The sequence below is a fragment of the Pedobacter sp. ASV12 genome (genome assembly GCF_016429155.1).
Classification (GTDB): domain Bacteria; phylum Bacteroidota; class Bacteroidia; order Sphingobacteriales; family Sphingobacteriaceae; genus Pedobacter.
The window spans coordinates 49,487-68,305 of sequence record NZ_JAELUC010000007.1; the positions used below are offsets into that span (position 1 = coordinate 49,487).

An 18,819-nucleotide genomic window follows, 5' to 3' on the forward strand; every position below is an offset into this window, starting at 1 on the left:
GGTTGAATAGGTTAAAAACTGCAGCGTAGCGACAGGTTATAGGTTCTTGAATTAGGGTAGCCGCCGAGGTCGACGCCAAACAGCGCAGGATTATCGCCATAGCTGTTGATTTCAGGATCATAGCCAGAATAGTTGGTGAAAGTAAACAGGTTGTTTACACCAAAGGCCACCCTGAGCGACTTCACCGTTTTTGAAGTAATAGGCACATTGTAGCCCAGTGTGACGTTTTTGATGCGTACAAAGCTGCCATCCTCAATAAATCTTCTGCTAAACAACTGGTTCCTGAAAAACTGGCGCATGATTTTAGGGCCGGTAGCTTGGCTGTTGTCTTTGCCCTGTGCCCAGGCGCCATCAAACATATCCTGGGTGATGTTTTTGTTGGTGCCCAGGTTGCCGTTAAAACGGGTGTTCATGTTGATGATGTCGTTGCCCTGCACCCCATTGATAAAGATGCTCAGGTCAAAGCGCTTGTAGCGGAAATTGTTCGTAAAGCCAAAGGTGTAATCCGGATTGACGTCGCCAATAAAGGTGCGATCGGTTTGCGAAATGCTGGTTGGATCGTTGTCCAGATTCTTATACTTGATTTCGCCAATGGTTCGCAAAATAATGGCGTCGCTTTGGTTCGCATAAGCCGGATCGTTTCTTACCTCGGCTTCATTGTCGTAATAGCCATCTTCTACATAGCCATAAAGTGCGCCGATGGGTTTGCCTACGGTTTGGATAAATGGCGCATCGCCGGTAGAAATGTTGCGGCCATACTGCTCGGTTACATCTTTGCTCAGGCTCAGGATCTTGTTACGGTTAAACGAGACGTTAAAGTTCGAGCTCCATTCGAAATCTTTTTTCTTGATGATAGCGCCCTCTAAAATTACTTCCAGACCCCTGTTTTGGATCGAGCCCGAGTTAACCAGCTTGGTTTGAAAACCTGTTGAAGAAGGGATAATCAGGTTCTGCAACAGGTCGTTGGTAATTTTTTTATACAAGTCTACATGCAGGTTCAGCCTGCTTTTGAACATGCTTAAATCCAAGCCGAGGTTGTAGGCTGTGGTGGTTTCCCATTTCAGTTTTTCGTTGGCCGGTCCGGCATACAGATCATTGGCCAAGCCTGTTTGTACGGCGCCGCCAAAAGGATAGTTGTATACGCTCAGCTTAGCCAGCGAGGCATAAGAGCCAATGCCTTGGTTACCGGTTTGCCCGTAGCTGAAGCGTGCCTTAAGCTCGTTGATGACCTTGAGGTTTTTCATGAAATCTTCGTTAGAGACTTTCCAGGCCACACCAGCCGATGGAAAACCCGCCCATTTGTTGTCTTTGCCAAACTTGCTCGAACCATCCTGGCGATAAGAAACGGTTAGGAGGTAACGGTCGTCATAGCTGTAGTTGGCACGGCCCAAAAACGAAATCAGCGTAGATTGATACCTGTTGGTGATAACCGGCAACACGGTTTCGCCCGCGGCCAGGTTTTCGTTTTCCAAGGCATCGTTAGGGAACGTTTTAGCTTCGGCCCTTTTGCTTTGGCCGTTGGTGCGCTCGAAGGTGCCGGCACCCATTACATTAAGGCTATGCTTGTTGAGCTGTTTGTTGTAGGTCAAAATACTTTCGGCAACGCCACTGTTCCATAAATTGTCTGATTTGAGGCCCCAGCCTTTCACGGCAAAGCCTTCGTAAACGCTTCGTGGGTAATATTGGTCCCTATTGCTCGAAGCATAGTTGAAGCCAATGTTCTGCCTAAACTTGAAGTCTTTGAGGAAAGTAGCTTCCAGGTAGTTGGAAGAAAAGATATTTAATCCCTTGACGCGGTTCAGCACATCGTTTACATAGATTTGCGGATTGGTAATAAAGGCATCGCCTACACCATCGTAAGCCAAAGCATCGGTTAGCGTAGAAGGAAAAGTGATGGCCGCACGGATTACACCCGCACTGGCGGCATCAGATTTGTCGGTGCCTGTTTTAACGCCGTTGGTTGTAGAACTGGCAATAGACGTGCTGGTGCCTATTTTAATCGTTTTACTGATGTTCCGGGTCAGGTTCATGCTCAAGCCGAAACGGTTGTAGTCTGAGTTGGAAATGGTGCCTTCCTGGTTAAGGTAGCTGAAAGTTAGGCTGTGGCTGCCTGCATCGGTGCCTCCCGAAACGTTGATCGAGTAGTTTTGGTAAAGGCCTTTGCGAAAAATACGGTCCTGCCAAGAATTGTTGTCGCCAACAAAATCCTGTGGACCTCTGGCATAATAAGTATGGCCAGGATTTAAAGGATCGGGCAGTTGCGTGCCTGGATAGGGCAAGGTATAATTGGTGCCGGTGTATTTGTTGGAGTTGGCATAGGCCAGGTTTTGGTAAGTGGCATATTCAGCAGGATTCAAAACATCGAGGGTTTTTGAAACTTCGGCCTGTCCCACCGTAAAATTGGCTTCGATCCTGTCTTTGCCGCTTTTGCCTTTTCTGGTGGTAATGAGCACTACGCCATTGGCGCCACGCGATCCGTAAATGGCTGTGGCCGAAGCATCTTTCAGGATGTCGATGGTTTCGATGTCGTTGGGGTTGAGGAAAGACATGGCATTCAAGGTCTGTTTTTCATCATCGCCGATTGAAGCCGGCGTAGAACCGCTGCTCGAATTGTTGAAAGGTACGCCGTCGATTACATAAAGTGGCTCGGTTCCCCCTAAAAAGGAGTTGGACCCCCTAATTCGGAGGCTTAATCCGGCACCAGGCGCGCCGTCGTTTTGGGTTACATTAACACCCGCTACTTTCCCCTGCAGCGCCTGCAACACATTGGTTGGCGCATCGGTAAGCAGCTGATCTCTCCCAATTCGGGTAACCGAACCGGTAAGATCGGTTTTTTTCACGGTGCCATAGCCTACAATCACCACATCGGAAAGCATGGTGCTTTTGGTTTTTAATACCATGTTGAATGTGGTTCTGGTGCCGATGGTGGCTTCTTGCTCTTCCATTCCTAAAAAGGTGAAAACAAGCGTTTGGGCATTGGCGGGCACATTGATCGCAAAGTTTCCTTCTGCATCGGTGCTTACCGAAGTTTTGCTTCCCTTTACGCTTACCGAAACGCCCGGAAGCGTTAGCCCGTTTTCGTCGCTTACCTTTCCGCTAAGCCTTCTGTCTTGTGCGAAACAGGTGGCGAAAGCTAGGAAACATACAAGTGCAGCCAATAAATGTTTGGTTACTTTATTCAGCATAAGTCGTTTTATTTGGTTTACTCAAAAGTAGGGCGCAATATAACGCAATGAATAATACTATTTTATCCATTTATAGTATTTTTATCGCTATGTTATACCCCGTTTTAAAATTTGAATTACTTTAGTGGTTGTAATCAGGTTTTTATTGATGATTTACGGCAGGTTGCCTTATATTTGATTGTGATATTATTTTATCCATATAGTTGATGTTATTTATTCATTTATCGTGCAGAACAATATAATCAAAGAAATAACCCCGCTAACCAATAGCGATTGTTTCACCATTTTCGAGCGGACAAAAAAGGATTTCGATTTCCCTTTGCATTACCACGAAGAAATGGAATTGAACTTTATTTCGAATGCCGGCGGCGCCCGTAGGGTAGTTGGCGACCATATTGAAGAAATAACCGATATCGAACTCGTGCTCATTGGCTCAAACCTGCCCCATGTTTGGGAAACCCATAAACTGGCCGGCAAGGAAATACATGAGGTAACCATCCAGTTTCATAAGGATCTTTTTGACGAAAAGCTGTTGCGCCGAAACCAATTGAGGGTGATTAGGGAAATGTTCGAAAAATCGAAATGCGGTATTTTGTTTTCGGCCGCCACGGCACAGCAGATCGGTCCGCGTTTAGTCCAGTTGAATAAAAAACATGGTTTTGACTCGGTACTCGAGCTCATGTCTATCCTGCACGACCTTTCTACTTCTCGAAACATGCGCACCCTGTCTGACTCGACCTTTAGCCAGGCCGAATTTTCGTACAGCAGCCGCAGGGTAGAAAAGGTAATGGAATACATCAATTTCAATTTCGATAAACAGGTAACCTTAGGAGAGGTGGCACGCATTGCCAACATGACCGAGGTATCGTTCAGCCGGTTTTTCAAAAGTAGAACGGGCGTAAGCTTCATCGATAGCCTCATCGAAATCAGGCTGGGTCATGCTTCCCGCAAGCTGATCGATACCACCGAGGCAGTTGCCGAAGTGGCTTATAACTGCGGTTTTAACAACATCTCTAACTTTAACCGCATTTTTAAAAAGAAAAAAGGCTGTACGCCAAAAGAATTTAGAGAGAACCTGTCTGGCAACCGAATTTTTGTATAAGATGAAAAACTTTTTTTTGATACTGGCTTTAGGGATGATGGCCTTGGCTGGTCGGGCCAATCCTGCAGGAAACAAATTTTATACGGCCGATCACCAATATATCCAATACACGGGCCGGTTCGACTTTTCCAATCAGCTGCGGCCAAAGGTTTGGGCCTCGGGTGCCTACGTGGTGATCCGGTTCAAAGGACCCTCGTGTATGGTGCAGCTCAACGACGAAATGCTATGGGGCACGGTGCATAATTACATCGAAGTAATTGTTGATGGTCAGCCGGCCCGTAGGTTACAGCTCAAAGGGAGAGAAAATACACTGGAATTGGCCAAAGATCTTTCGCCTGGCGTGCATACGCTACTCATTTGCAAAGATACGGAGGCCGAAAATGGTTATATCGAACTCCTGGGCTTTTCTTGCCGCGAATTGTTGCCTCCACCAACCAAGGCCAAGCGCAAGCTTGAATTTATCGGCGATTCGATTACCTGTGGCTTTGGTGCCGACGAAAGCGCAATCAAATGTGGTGCACCTCATGCGCAGTGGTACGACCAGCACAATGCCTGGATGGCTTATGGGCCTACCACCGCACGCAGCCTTAATGCGCAATGGCACTTGTCGTCGGTTTCGGGCATAGGTTTGATCCATAGTTGCTGCGATAAGCAAATACTGATGCCCCAGGTGTTTGACAAGGTCAGCATGGCTAAAGATAGCCTGAAATGGAACTTTGCCAATTACCAACCCGATGTGGTAACGGTGTGTTTGGGCCAAAACGATGGCATACAAGATTCGGCCAAGTTCTGCAATGCCTATGTCGGTTTTGCCAAAACCCTGCGCAGCTATTACCCTCAAGCCAAATTGGTGTTTTTAACTAGCCCAATGGCCGACCAGGCACTCAAAACGGCATTAATAAAGTACATTACGGCTGTTCGGGCCACTTTAAACAGCCAAGGCGAACGCAATACAGGGTCTTATTTTTTTGTAAAGCGATCTATAAAAGGCTGTAGCAGCCACCCTTCGATGGCCGAACAGCAAGAAATAGCCCAAGAACTCACCACTTACCTTAAAAAGGAGATGAAATGGTAAGGTTTATGCTATTGCTTTGTTTGGCTTGCTGTGCAAATTCCCTGCAGGGGCAGGAATTGTTCAGGATGAAAAGTGGCGTAAATTCTCGCTTAATCAGCTTCGAAAATATGAGCGGAGCCAAAGGCAGTGGAGGCAAGGAAAATAATGGCGCTAAAGGCCATGCTACCGAGACAATTTTTCCTGGAAAGAGCAGGACTATTGTCGACTACCTGGGGACGGGAATTGTGCAACGTATTTGGTGCACCATTAGCGAGCGTAGTCCAGAAGTGTTGCGTTCTATCCGTATCCAAATGTATTGGGATGGAGATGCCAAACCAGCAGTGGATGTGCCTATTGGCGACTTTTTTGGATTGGGTTTGGGGCAGAAGCGGCCTTTCGAATCGGTTTTTTTTAGCGATGCAGAGGGTAAATCCTTCAATTGCTTTATTCCGATGCCTTTTCGCAAGCAGGCCAAAATCATTTTTGTAAACGAGAGTCGGCTTCAAGTGAACCTTTTTTATGATGTTGCCATTTTAGAAACGGCACCACATCAGGATGATGTTCTTTATTTTCATGCTTATTGGAGTAGAAAAATCAAAGCCGATCTGGGTGAAGATTTTGAGATATTGCCAAAAATTACTGGGAAGGGACGCTTTTTAGGGACTAATATTGGCGTTATTGCCGATTCGCTATATCAAGGTACTTGGTGGGGCGAGGGCGAAGTAAAAATGTATATCGACGAAGATGGTCCCTACCCAACTATCAATGGAACAGGTACTGAAGATTATGTAGGCGCAGCCTGGGGCTTAGGAACATTTAACCATCAATATCAAGGCTGTTTAATTGCCGATAATAAAATGGGCTATTTTGCATTTTATAGGTATCACGTACCAGACGAGATCTACTTTACCCAGAGCATGCGGGTCACCATTCAAGAATTAGGCGGTTCGAGTTTAGAAACCGCGAGGGCTTTGCTGAGCAAAGGGGTAAAAATGAAACCGGTAATTGCCAATTCTAAAATTGGTTATTTGAAACTGAATGCCATGAATCCCGCTCCGCATTTAAGTGATGAACAATTTCGTCCAGGTGGCGTTTTATTCTATCGCATTGACGATTATTCGGCCACGAGTTATTTTTATCTTAACCAAACCAGTAACAATTTACCAGCTCTACAGCCATTAGCTATACGTACACAACAATTAAAAACCATAAAATAATCCCGATGAAAAGATTTCTTTTATTCTTCTTGCTGATCAGTTCGTTTGTAACGGTAAATGCTCAAAACGATCCTTTCTTAAACGAAATTAAGTACTTTAAAAAACAGGATAGCCTGCATTTTCCGCCTAAAAAAGCCATTTTGTTTATTGGCAGCTCTACTTTTACCAAATGGAAAGATGTACAGGACTATTTTCCGGGCCATACCATCATTAACCGTGGTTTTGGAGGCTCTTCCTTGCCCAATGTGATCCAACATGCCAACGATATCATTTTTCCTTACCAGCCTAAGCAGATTGTAATTTATTGTGGCGAGAACGATTTTACAGGTGGCGACCATATCACGGCCGACACCGTAACAACGCGTGTCAAACAACTCATTGAACTGATCAGAACCAAATATCCGAGGGTGCCAATCGCTTATATTTCGATTAAGCCAAGTCCTTCAAGGCTCAAATACCAGGCTAAAATGATTGAAGCCAATGGCATGATAGCCAAAATGGCTAAAAAAATGAGAAGGGTAACCTTTATCAATACCTACAATTCGATGTTCAATGCTGATGGAAGTATAATGCAGGACATCTTCTTGTCGGATAACCTGCACATGAACGCCAAAGGTTATGCCATCTGGCAAAAAATTATAGAACCTTATTTGAAATAAACACCTTCGAGCGTTTGTTTTAAAATTCTTAGTACCTTAATGGTTGGTCTTAGTCTTTCACCGCCTTAGACACCTCAGAATCATTTGCTTGGCTACCTGCTTTCTCTTTTAACATGAAGGAATTAAGGGCAATAAGCTGATGGTGTTTTCGGTAGAGGTGACTTTTAACTTCTTAATGGTTGGCACCTAGGCTACCTGCTTTCTCTTTTAACAGGAAGGAATTAAGGGCGATAAGTTCATGGTGTTTTGCATCTGGCTGAAATCCTAGCTTCTTAATGGTTAAGCTATAAGCTGCATGTTTCTATGCCCATTTTGTCTTAGTCATTATTTGCTCAAGCCGTTCATCTTAGCCTAACTGGGGTGTCTTCGGTGGTGAATAAAAAACTGTTGGTTTGTCTTCTAAAAATCACAAAACGCAACAATGCTTTGCAGATTATACCAAACGGTATATATTTGTTTAGTCAATTGAAAATAAACATGTCGAAAGCAGAACGGACAAAAGCTTACATCATCGAAAAAACTGCGCCAATCTTTAACAAAAAAGGATTTGCCGGTACTTCTTTGGCCGACATGACAACTGCCACCGGGCTAACCAAAGGAAGTATCTATGGCAACTTTGCCAATAAAGACGAAGTGGCTCTTGCCGTTTTCGACTATAATTTCAAACGTGTAAGCTCGGCTATTGGTAAAGAAATGGCCAAAAGAACCAAGGCAAAAGACAAGCTCCTGGTATTTGCCGAGTTTTATTCGCAGGTTTTTGAGCCACCCCTAGATGCTGGAGGCTGTGCCGTGCTCAATACCGCTGTTGAGGCCGACGACACGCATGACGCCTTGAAAAAGAGAGCCGCACAGGCGGTTTTATCCTGGAAAGCAAATATTATCCAAGTTGTAGAACAGGGCATCGCCCATAAGGAACTAAACGAAACAATCATACCCGAGCAGGTGGCGCTAACCATAATTGCCTTGTTTGAGGGAGGCATTATGATTGCCAAACTGCTGGAAAGCAAAACAGCGATGCAAATGATCATGGATTCGATGCAAAAAATGATCGAAGGATGGAGCTGATTTTTTTTAACCAAAAATATACCGATTGGTATAAAATAGAAAACATACCCAACTCTTCAGTACTATACAATTAATTATAAATTTTTAATCTAAATCACATGAAAACAACAAACAATACCATACTAATTACCGGCGGTAGTGCCGGTATTGGTTTCGAAACTGCAAAACTGCTCATTGAAAGTGGCAACCGCGTTATCATCATTGGTAGAGACCAAAAGCGATTAGATGAAGCGGCGAAACAATTGGGCAAGGTAACCGCCATCAAGGCGGATGTAAGCAAGGCGGCAGATGTTGAACAGCTGGTAGCTACGCTGAAGCAGGATTTTCCGCAGCTTAACATGGTCATCAACAATGCAGGTAGTGCCTTTTACTACAGCCTGAACGATGATTCGCAACCTGCATTCGAAAACGCATCGGCCGAAATCCTGACCAATTATTTGGCTATTGTGAGGCTAAATCAACTAGTGTTGCCATTACTCAGAACGCAAGAGGAGGCGGCTATCGTCAATGTATCGTCTATTGTGGCTTATGTGCCTGGTGCCAGCCTCCCAACCTACGCAGCCAGCAAAGCAGCCCTGCATTCTTACACAACCTCGTTACGCCTTACTTTAGCAGGTACTTCGGTTAAGGTGTTCGAATTGTTGCCACCGTTGGTCAATACGGCTTTTTCGACAGAAATTGGTGGCGAGCACGGCATCCATCCCGCAGTAGTTGCGACCGATTTGTTGGCGGCGCTGGCCAACGACGATTTTGAGATCAGGGTAGGCGATACCGCTAAAATTTATGAGCTTTTCCTATCTTCGCCCTCCGAAGCACTGAACGCAATGAACGGGAGGCGAAACTAAGCCAGCCATTCGGCTGTCTAGTTTGCTGATTAGCAGGTTGTTTGCAGATGGGCTTTGTCAATAAAACACATTTTATGAAAAGAGTAGTTGTAACCGGGCTTGGAGCCATTACGCCTTTAGGCAACACGGTAAACGAATTTTGGGAAAATATCCTGGCTGGGAAAAGTGCTGCCGGTCCCATTACGAAATTCGACAGTTCGAAATTTAAAACACAATTTGCCTGCGAGGTAAAGGATTTTAACATCGAAGACTATCTTGATAAAAAAGAAGTCAAGAAGTACGACATGTTTACCCAGTACGCCATTGCGGCCAGCGATCAGGCTATTCGTGATGCCGGATTGGATTTTGGCCAGATGAGCGAAGAAGAGCGCTATGATGTTGGCGTAATCTGGGCTACCGGAAACGGAGGTATTAGCACCTTCGAAAGCCAGCTGAAAGAATTTAACGGAGGCGACGGTACGCCGAGGTTCAATCCTTATTTTATTCCGAAAATGATTGTGGATATTGCTGCGGGTGTAATTTCTATCCGTCACCAGCTTTATGGACCAAACTATTGTACGGTTTCGGCCTGTGCATCGTCTAACACAGCCATTATCAGTGCCTTTGATACCATTAAAATGGGCAAGGCCAAAATTATGGTAGCCGGAGGTTCTGAAGCGGCGGTTACCGAAGCTTCGGTAGGTGGTTTCAATGCCGCGCAGGCCTTGTCTAAAAACAACGAAAATCCGCAGGGCGCTTCACGTCCGTTTGATAAGCAGCGCGATGGTTTTGTGATGGGCGAGGGGGCAGGTGCCCTGATTTTGGAAGACCTGGAATATGCCTTGGCCCGCGGTGCTAAAATCTATGCCGAATTGGTAGGAACGGGTATGGCCGCAGATGCCTATCACCTCACCGGTACTCATCCCGAAGGCCTAGGTGCCGTTTTAGGCATGAGCAAAGCCATTAAGGAAGCCGGAATTGAGCCACAGGATATCGATTATATCAATGCCCATGCCACTTCAACAGGTATTGGCGATATTAGCGAGCTGATGGGTATTAAACGCGTATTTGGCGATCATGAAGTTGCCGTAACCGGTACCAAATCAATGACGGGCCACTTGTTGGGCGCAGCCGGGGCCATAGAGAGCATTATTTCGGTGCTGTCTGTGCAACACGATGTTATTCCGCCAACCATCAATACCACCGAGCTCGACGAGGCTGTTCCGGCCGGATTGAAAATTGTATTGGGCAAACCGCTTTATCAAGAAGTAAACTATGTGCTTAACAATACCTTTGGCTTTGGAGGGCACACGGCAACCAGTTTGTTTAAAAAATACAAAACAGACTAATCGGCAGGGCCAATTTATTTAATAAAAAACTGCCTTCAATTAGTTTTGGAGGCAGTTTTCTATTTTAGACAAGAGGTTGTCTATTTCGAAGGGCTTGGCCAGAAAATCGTCGGCGCCGGCACTTTCTGCCGATTTTTGCAGGTCGTTGCTGGCCGAAATCAAAATTACCGGGATATTCTTCGTTTTTTCGTCGGTTTTAAGCTTCTTGCACAATTCCCGTCCATCAGATCCCGACATCCAGATGTCGAGTACATAGATGTCAGGTAGTCGGCTTTCGGTGTTCAGAATGGTATTTCCGTTCAAGGTGGTGCTCACCTCGTAGCCCTCCATCTCCAACATCATGCCTACCGCATCCAAAATTCCGGGATCGTCGTCGGCAAGTGTTACCCTTTTGTTCCTGCTGTTCATTACATTTATATTTATTTGATTGGCTAAGTATTCAATAATCGTTGGCACGTGCTCTTGGTATAGAGAAACAGAATTTGGATCCTTTGCCTTCTTTGCTGCTGACCCAGATTTTGCCTCCTTCGCGCTTAATGATTTCTGATGAAATAAAAAGTCCGAGTCCCAAACCCGGAAAAGTATGCTGCATGTTGCCGCTTACCCGATAAAACTGTTCAAATACCTTGTTCAAATCATTTTCAGCAATACCGATGCCAAAATCCTCTACGCAAACCAGGATATTTTCGCCCTCTATGCGGCTATGTACAATAATCTGTTCTGCTTCTGGCGAATATTTGATGGCATTGGTGATGAGGTTGGTCACCACTTGGCTTAAACGCTCCTTGTCGGCGAAAACCAGCCCTATTTCTTGCAGGTCTTCCTTTATTTGATGTTTCTCTGAGGTGCGTTGCAGCTCTTCGATGGCAAAACGCATCATTTCGTTAAAATCGAAATAGGTATGGTTGTATTGCAGTTTGCCAGAGTTTACCTTGGTTACATCCAATAAATCGCCGATGAGGCTGGTGAGGCGGTTAAGTTGGGCATCCATCTTTTTCATCAGCCCCGCTTCTACAATATCTCCTTTTTTAAGCAGCATTCTTTCCAATACCTGCGTATACGCCTTGATGCTGGTTACCGGCGTTTTGAGCTCGTGACTGGCAATGCCGATAAAATCGTCCTTTTGCTGTTGGAGCTGCTTGGTCTCGGTTATATCAAAGGATACGCCAATAAAGCTGATCGGGTTGCCATGGTCGTCGTATTGGGCCTTACCCGATTCTTTGATCCAATGCAGCGATTGGTCGGGCCAGCTAATCTGATACTCGCCTTCGTATACATATCCATTGGCGATGGCTTGGTTAAGCGCTTCGATAACGGCTTCTTTTTGCTGGGGTACTATAAAATTGAGCAGCTGCTCGTAGCTGAGCACAGTTTCCGATTTTAACCCATAATTTTTGTAAAACTGCTCAGAAAGCTTTAGCGTTTGGGTACGCAAGTCTAATTCGTAAGAACCTAGCTTGCCCGTTTCAAGTGCAATTTCAAGCCTTTGGTTAATCTGTAGCAGTTCTTCTTTGGCTTGGCGCTGTTGCGTAATATCCATGGCGGTGCCCAGCATGCGTAAAGGCTTATGGTCGGCATCGTAGTAGATTTTTCCTTCAACCCTCACCCAATGGATGGAATGGTCTTTCCAGATAACCCGGGCTTCGTAATAAATCTGTCCAATATCCAGCGCCCGTCTGTGGGCATTGATGCGGATTTCACGATCGTCGGGATGGATTACACTAGTGTATGCCGAACGGGCCACATGCCTGTCGAAGCCGAAAATCTCGTCGAAACGTTCTGAAGTTGCCATTTGACCGTTGCGCAAATCCAAATCAAAAGTACCGAGACCAGCTGCGGCTGTGGCCAGTCTGGCACGTTCTTCGGCATCTTGTATCTTGCGTTTGCTTTCGAGCATGTCGGTAATGTCTATGGCCACTACCATAATGCGGTTAATGCTGCCGTCAATATCCTTTAAGGGCTCGTAAACATAGTTGATGTAGGTTGTTTCTTTTTTGCCGTTCCTAACCGTGGTAATATTCTGTTCGTTGCCGTAGTGCGCAATGCCGGTTTTCATCACTTTTTTAAGTACATGCTCAAAACCCAGCGATTTGGCCTCAGGCAAGGCTTCCCATAACGGTTTTTCGACGAAGGTTTTTCTTTCCTTGTTGGCCAACTTGAGATAGGTGTCGTTAACCTCTTCTACAAAAAATGCTTCGCCTTTCAGGATAATCATGCCTACAGGTGCCTGCAGGATTAGCTTCCTGAAATTTTCTTCGCTTTCTTTGAAGGCATTTTGGGCCATAATCTCGTCGGTAATGTCTTGCAAGGTTCCGTTCAGGCGGTAGGCTACATTGTTAGCGTCGAACAATGCCTTGCCCCGGGCTTTTACGATGCGCTCTTTGCCGGTTTTGGCATTCTTAATGGTGTATTGAATGGTATAATGGCCCCCGGTTTCGTGATCGAGCGATTTTTGGAGGGCTTCTTTTACCCTTTCCCGGTCTTTGGGTATAATCGCTTCAATGGCTATGTTTAAATCGATATTTGATTCAGTATCTAAGCCAAACCACCTTTTGAGGCGGTTATTGCAGGTAAATTTATTGGTAAGCGGGTTCAGGTCCCAGGTACCCAGTTCTGCCGCATTCAGTGCAAATTCGAGTTCTTTTTTATTTTCGTTCAGCTCGTTGAGCATACGGATATTGTCTGTGGTTTCTACAACGGCCACAAACACGCCCCCAACTTTTCCGCTTTCGTCTTTAACTGGGCTGTAGCTGAATGTCCAATACACATCTTCAATATGGCCATTGCGGTAAATGGGCAATAAAATATCTTCGTTCCAAGTAGCCTCGCCCCGGTACAGTACGCCATCGAGCATACTGCCAACCTCATCCCATATCTCTGCCCAGCATTCCTTGCCTCGCTGGCCCATGGCTTTGGGATGCTTTCCGTTATTGCCCAAGCTTTTCCGGTAAGAATCGTTGTAAAAGCAAATGTATTCAGGACCCCAAAGCAAAAACATCGGGAATTTGGAATTGATCAGGATGCTAAGGGTTGTCCGCAAACTTTGCGGCCATTCATTCATGGGGCCAAGTGGGTTTTCGGCCCAGTTGATCGAGCGTATGAGGGCACCACATTCGCCACCCCCACTAATGAAGCCATCGGTCATGCTACTGCAGTAATTATCTGTTAATTGCTAAAAGAAACGATTAATTGTTCAATTAACAAATAAATATTTTTTTTGTTGTGGTTAAAAAAATTATTGTATCGATATTTTAAAAAGGCAAGCCACGGCTTTTAGGCGCCACACAAGGGGTAACCTTGATTAACGGCCAAAAATTTGCAAAGCCTCGAAAATTACCTGGGCTTTATAGCTTTAAATAGCTAATATTAAGTATTTTTGAAACCTAGCAATCTTTCGCCATGAGAAAAATAGTTTACCTTTTGCTGTTGGTGGCAGTAGCCTTAACGGCTTGCAAAAAGGCCAAAACCAGTACAGAACCAACGCCGGTAACTCCGGTTACGCCTACGCCAAGCAACGAACTGCCTGCCGGTGCCAAAGATGGGGTGGCTTTTATCAATGGAGGTACTTCGGCCATTGTAACGCTGTATGCGCCCGGTAAAACTTCGGTAGCACTGATTGGCGACTTCAACAATTGGCAGGTATCGGCATCTTACCAGATGAAGAATACTGCCGACGGCAATACCTGGTGGGTGCAAATTGATGGCCTGAACCCCAATACCGAATACGCTTATCAGTTTTTGGTAAACGGCACCTTAAAAGTGGCCGATCCTTATTGCGAAAAGGTACTCGATCCAGATAACGACCCTTACATTACGGCCAGTGTTTATCCAAACCTGCGGGCCTATCCTACGGGCAAAACTACGGGTATCGTAAGCGTAATGCAGGCCAATCAGCCTACCTATACCTGGAAAAACAGTTTTACGCGGCCCGACAAAAACAACCTGGTGATTTACGAATTACTGGTGCGCGATTTTACTACGGAACATACCTATGCTTCTACTTTGCAAAAACTCGATTATTTGGTTAGCCTTGGCATCAATGCCATCGAGCTGATGCCCGTAACCGAATTTGAGGGCAACCTGAGCTGGGGCTACAACGTGTCTTATTACTTTGCACCCGATAAATACTATGGTACCAAAACCGCACTCCAAAATTTTATTGACGAGTGCCATGGCCGGGGCATTGCCGTGATTATGGACATGGTGCTGAACCATTCTTTTGGCCAATCGCCAATGGTGCAACTGTATTTTGATGGCAACAAGCCCACCAGTAACAGCCCTTGGTTTAATGTTGATGCCAAGCATCCCTACAATGTGGGCTACGATTTTAACCACGAAAGTCCGGCTACCAAATATTTTGTTAAAAATGTAGTGAAGTTCTGGATGCAACAATATAAAATTGATGGGTTCAGGTTCGATTTGTCAAAAGGCTTTACCCAAAACTATACCACTAATGATGCAGGCTTTGCGGCCTATGATGCCAGCAGGATTGCCATTTGGAAAGAATACAACAATTATATCAAAAGCTTAGATGCCAATAATTTCTATGTGATTTTAGAACATTTTGCCGATGCAACCGAAGAAAAGGTACTGGCCGATGAAGGCATGATGTTGTGGAGCAATCTGAACCACGACATGAACGAGGCTACCATGGGCTGGTTAGGGCAATCTGATTTTTCGTGGGGATTTTTTGCCAAGCACGGGTTCGCCAAATCAGAAAACCTGGTCGATTACATAGAAAGCCACGACGAAGAACGCCTGAACTTTAAAAACATCAATTATGGCAATGCATCAGGCAGCTATTCGGTTAAAGATCTAGCTACTGCCCTAAAACGCCAAGAAATGGCAGCTGCTTTTCTGTTGGCCATGCCTGGGCCAAAAATGGTTTGGCAGTTTGGCGAATTGGGCTACGATATCAGCATCGACTACAACGGCCGGACCGGCGAGAAGCCCATTAGATGGGACTATTATGATCATACACAAAGAAGAGCGCTGTTCAATGCCTATGCTAAACTGATCAGGCTTAAAAAAAACAACGCCATTTTTGCCGGTCAAAATCCTGCCTACAATTTAACAGGAGGCATAAAATACATCAAATTAACCAATGGCAGCAATACGGTAGTAGTGGTTGGCAATTTTGATGTGGTCAGCCAAACGGCCAATATCGACTTTGGAGCCAACGGTACCTGGACCGATGCCGCTGGTGGCACTAGCCTGAACATGCCCCTCAGTATTTATTCGGCAACTTTGGCTCCCGGAGAATATCACATTTACAGCAAACAAACATTAAATTAAAAGATGTTCAAAAGATTAGTTGCCGTACTGGTATGGTTGGGTTGCGCCATGGTGCTACACGCACAAGATACCGTGCAAAAGGTAGTTCCAAATAGGTTCAATAGTATTGAACAGCAGCAAAAGCCTTATGTAATCTTAATTTCCATTGATGCTTTCAGGTGGGATCTGGCTGATAAATACCAGGCCAAAAACCTGATAAGCCTGAGAGCAGGCGGGGTACAGGCCGAGTATTTGAAACCTTCTTTCCCCTCGCTTACTTTTCCGAACCATTACGGCATTGCCACCGGACTTTATCCATCGCACCATGGCATCGTAGACAATATCTTTTACGATAAGCAACGGAACATTGTTTACAAGAAATCGGATAAACTGCTGGCGGTTGACAGCTCTTGGTATTTTGGCAAGCCGCTTTGGGTATTGGCCGAGCAACAAAAAATGCTGAGCGCCATATTTTATTGGCCAGGGTCAGAAATCTCGATGAATGGCATTAGGCCGACCTATCTTTTTAATTATAACGAAAGTATTCCGGTTGAGCGACGGGTAGCCATTGTGAAGAACTGGTTGCAATTGCCTGCCGCGCAAAGACCCCATTTCATAGCACTGTATTTTCCGCAGGTAGACCAGGCAGCCCACAAACACACCGCCGATTCTGAAGAAACCAGAAAGGCCGTACAGCTGGTAGACGATGCCGTTGGCCAGCTGGTGGCAGCGGTAAAAGCCACTGGCATTGAAGCCAATTTTATCCTGCTGTCTGACCACGGCATGGCAACTATCGATAACCAAAATACCATTCCATTGCCTAAAGCGGTTAGTTTAACTGAATTTACAGTAACTCCGGGCAATGCCCTGTTGCATTTGTATGCCAAAGATCCATCCTTTGTAAAACCCACTTATCGGGCCTTAAAGGCCGAAGCCAAAGACTATGATGTGTATTTGAGCAAGAAGGTGCCCAAAGTTTGGCATTACAACAAAAAAGAAGACAAATACAACCGAATTGGCGATATTTTACTGGTGCCACACTTGCCCAAGGTATTTAATGTGAATGGGGTGCAACCCGATAGGGGACAACATGGCTTTGATCCGGCCATACCCGACATGCATGCCATTTTTTATGCCTGGGGGCCAGCCTTTAAATCGCAACTGCAAATTCCGGCTTTCGAAAACGTGAATGTCTATCCTTTAATTGCGCATATCTTAGGCTTAAACTATACTGAAAAAATTGACGGCAAGCTCAAGGTGCTGCAACCGATATTGAAAGAAAAACAATGAGTTTTGAGTTGATGGCTTTCAATGCTCGGTAAACATTACGTTTTGGCAACCTCTTAATTCCCTCCTGTTAAATTGGCCGCGCTGCTGCTAGATGGTCCATGGCCTGTTGTGCCAATCGCTAAGATGGTAACAATTTCAGTGCTTTTGTAAAATGTGCATTCAATTTTTGATATTTACTGATCAAGCAAACCAAAACGATATGAAGAAAATATTTACGACAACTTTAATTGCTTTAACCCTAGCCGGATTTGCCCAGGCCCAACAACGCGGACAAGGGCAGAACCCACAGCGCCAGGCCGGAGCACCCGCATCAACTGCGCCAGTGGTAAAGGAAGACGCACCCACACGCGTTGCGCCAGCATCGGGTTCGTCGAGAACAATTAACCCAGAAAGCTCGGTGGTTACCAACCATACCGTAACCATTAAAGGCAAAACCATACCTTATAAAGCTACTACGGGCACTTTGCCGGTTTGGGACGAAGAAGGCAAGCCGATTGCCGGTTTGTTCTATACTTACTATGAGCGTTCCGATATCCAAAACAGAGACAGCAGGCCGTTGGTGATTTCGTTTAATGGCGGACCAGGTTCGGCTTCGGTATGGATGCACATTGCCTATACCGGCCCAGTGGTCTTAAATATCGACGACGAAGGCTACCCAATTCAGCCTTATGGCTATAAAGACAATAGTTCTTCAATTCTCGACATTGCCGATATCGTTTACATCGACCCCGTGAATACGGGCTATTCTCGTACCACGAGCAAAGACGTGCCGGGAAGTAAATTTTTTGGCGTTAGGGCCGATATCCGTTATTTGGCCGAGTGGATCAATACATTTGTAACCCGCAACAACCGTTGGGCATCGCCTAAGTTCTTGATTGGCGAAAGCTATGGCACAACCCGCGTTTCGGGTTTGGCCCTAGAGCTGCAAAGCAACCAATGGATGTACCTGAACGGGGTTATTTTGGTATCGCCAACAGAATTGGGCATTGAAAGAGGAACCGTAATGGATGCGGCCTTGCGCCTGCCTTACTTTGCGGCCACAGCATGGTACCACAAAATGTTGCCTGCCGACCTGCAAGGCAAAAAACTACAGGCCATGTTGCCAGAAGTAGAGAAGTTTACGGTGGATGAGCTGATCCCAGCCATTACCAAAGGCGGTTTCCTACCCGTGGACGAAAAGAAAAAGATCGCAGCCAAAATGGCGAGATATTCTGGCATCTCTGAAAAGGTGATTTTACAGAACAACCTTGATGTATCGACCAACTTGTTTTGGAAAGAGCTTTTACGCGATAAAGGCTATACCGTTGGCCGATTGGATTCGAGATACAGGGGTATCGACAGGGCTGATGCCGGCGATGGACCAGACTACAATGCCGAGCTTACTTCTTGGCTGCATTCGTTTACACCGGCCATCAACATGTACCTGCGCAACGAACTGAACTACAAAACCGACTTGAAATACAATATGTTCGGTCCGGTAAACCCTTGGGATAATACGGGCAACCGAACCGGCGAGAACTTGCGTGCGGCCATGGCACAAAACCCGTACCTGCACCTGCTGGTACAGTCAGGCTATTACGATGGGGCCTGCGACTATTTCAATGCCAAATACAACATGTGGCAAATGGATCCAAGCGGCAAGCTCAAAGACAGGATGACTTGGGAAGGCTACGAAAGCGGCCACATGATGTACCTGCGCAAGCCGGATTTGGCCATGGGCAACGACCACATCAGGGAGTTTATCCAAAAGGCTTTGCCTAAGCCTGGCGTGCCTGCCAAATTCTAAACGATTAACTAACT

13 protein-coding genes are annotated in these 18,819 nt (G+C 45.7%); 10 read left to right on the top strand and 3 right to left on the bottom strand.

Annotated features, from left to right (window positions below; all coding sequences use genetic code 11):
* Nucleotides 1–11 precede the first annotated feature (11 nt).
* Nucleotides 12–3,185, bottom strand: coding sequence for a SusC/RagA family TonB-linked outer membrane protein (locus JHD69_RS03825; RefSeq protein WP_199137563.1), 3,174 nt, complete (start codon nt 3,183–3,185; stop codon nt 12–14).
* A gap of 226 nt (nt 3,186–3,411) precedes the next feature.
* Here JHD69_RS03825 and JHD69_RS21440 point away from each other — a divergent pair, with 226 nt between their 5' ends.
* From JHD69_RS21440 to fabF, 7 genes are all read left to right on the top strand, one after another.
* Nucleotides 3,412–4,287: an AraC family transcriptional regulator gene (locus tag JHD69_RS21440; protein WP_370583449.1), complete on the top strand. Its 876-nt coding sequence runs from the start codon at nt 3,412–3,414 to the stop codon at nt 4,285–4,287.
* 1 nt (nt 4,288) lies between these two features.
* Nucleotides 4,289–5,362, top strand: coding sequence for an SGNH/GDSL hydrolase family protein (locus JHD69_RS03835; protein ID WP_199137566.1), 1,074 nt, complete (start codon nt 4,289–4,291; stop codon nt 5,360–5,362).
* Nucleotides 5,356–6,558, top strand: coding sequence for a glycoside hydrolase family 172 protein (locus JHD69_RS03840; protein WP_199137568.1), 1,203 nt, complete (start codon nt 5,356–5,358; stop codon nt 6,556–6,558). The genes JHD69_RS03835 and JHD69_RS03840 overlap by 7 nt, the downstream gene beginning before the upstream one ends.
* A gap of 5 nt (nt 6,559–6,563) precedes the next feature.
* Entirely contained in the window at nt 6,564–7,217 is a 654-nt protein-coding gene (locus JHD69_RS03845; RefSeq protein WP_199137569.1) for a GDSL-type esterase/lipase family protein, read from the top strand.
* 477 nt (nt 7,218–7,694) lie between these two features.
* Nucleotides 7,695–8,282, top strand: a complete 588-nt coding sequence (locus JHD69_RS03850) for a TetR/AcrR family transcriptional regulator (protein ID WP_199137570.1) — start codon at nt 7,695–7,697, stop codon at nt 8,280–8,282.
* 98 nt (nt 8,283–8,380) lie between these two features.
* Nucleotides 8,381–9,127 (top strand): SDR family oxidoreductase, encoded by a 747-nt coding sequence (locus JHD69_RS03855; RefSeq protein ID WP_199137571.1) that lies wholly within the window; start codon nt 8,381–8,383, stop codon nt 9,125–9,127.
* Nucleotides 9,128–9,201: 74 nt separating this feature from the next.
* Complete coding sequence (gene fabF, locus JHD69_RS03860; protein ID WP_199137572.1) at nt 9,202–10,455, top strand: beta-ketoacyl-ACP synthase II; 1,254 nt, start codon at nt 9,202–9,204, stop codon at nt 10,453–10,455.
* 39 nt (nt 10,456–10,494) lie between these two features.
* Here fabF and JHD69_RS03865 read toward each other — a convergent pair whose 3' ends face one another.
* Both JHD69_RS03865 and JHD69_RS03870 read right to left on the bottom strand, forming a co-directional pair.
* Nucleotides 10,495–10,863, bottom strand: coding sequence for a response regulator (locus JHD69_RS03865; protein WP_199137573.1), 369 nt, complete (start codon nt 10,861–10,863; stop codon nt 10,495–10,497).
* A gap of 31 nt (nt 10,864–10,894) precedes the next feature.
* The gene (locus JHD69_RS03870; protein WP_199137575.1) at nt 10,895–13,600 is read right to left on the bottom strand and encodes a PAS domain-containing sensor histidine kinase; all 2,706 of its coding nucleotides are present in this window, start codon (nt 13,598–13,600) and stop codon (nt 10,895–10,897) included.
* Between the two features lie 254 nt (nt 13,601–13,854).
* On the opposite strand from JHD69_RS03870, the gene JHD69_RS03875 reads away from it, so the two are divergent.
* The 3 genes from JHD69_RS03875 to JHD69_RS03885 all read left to right on the top strand — a co-directional run bounded on the left by JHD69_RS03875 (nt 13,855) and on the right by JHD69_RS03885 (nt 18,805).
* A complete protein-coding gene (locus JHD69_RS03875; RefSeq protein WP_199137583.1) occupies nt 13,855–15,750 on the top strand; it encodes an alpha-amylase family glycosyl hydrolase in 1,896 nt (631 codons plus the stop codon).
* Between the two features lie 3 nt (nt 15,751–15,753).
* Entirely contained in the window at nt 15,754–17,019 is a 1,266-nt protein-coding gene (locus JHD69_RS03880; protein WP_199137585.1) for an alkaline phosphatase family protein, read from the top strand.
* Nucleotides 17,020–17,218: 199 nt separating this feature from the next.
* On the top strand, nt 17,219–18,805 hold the full coding sequence (locus JHD69_RS03885; RefSeq protein ID WP_233165681.1) for a S10 family peptidase: 1,587 nt from the start codon (nt 17,219–17,221) through the stop codon (nt 18,803–18,805).
* Nucleotides 18,806–18,819 lie beyond the last annotated feature (14 nt).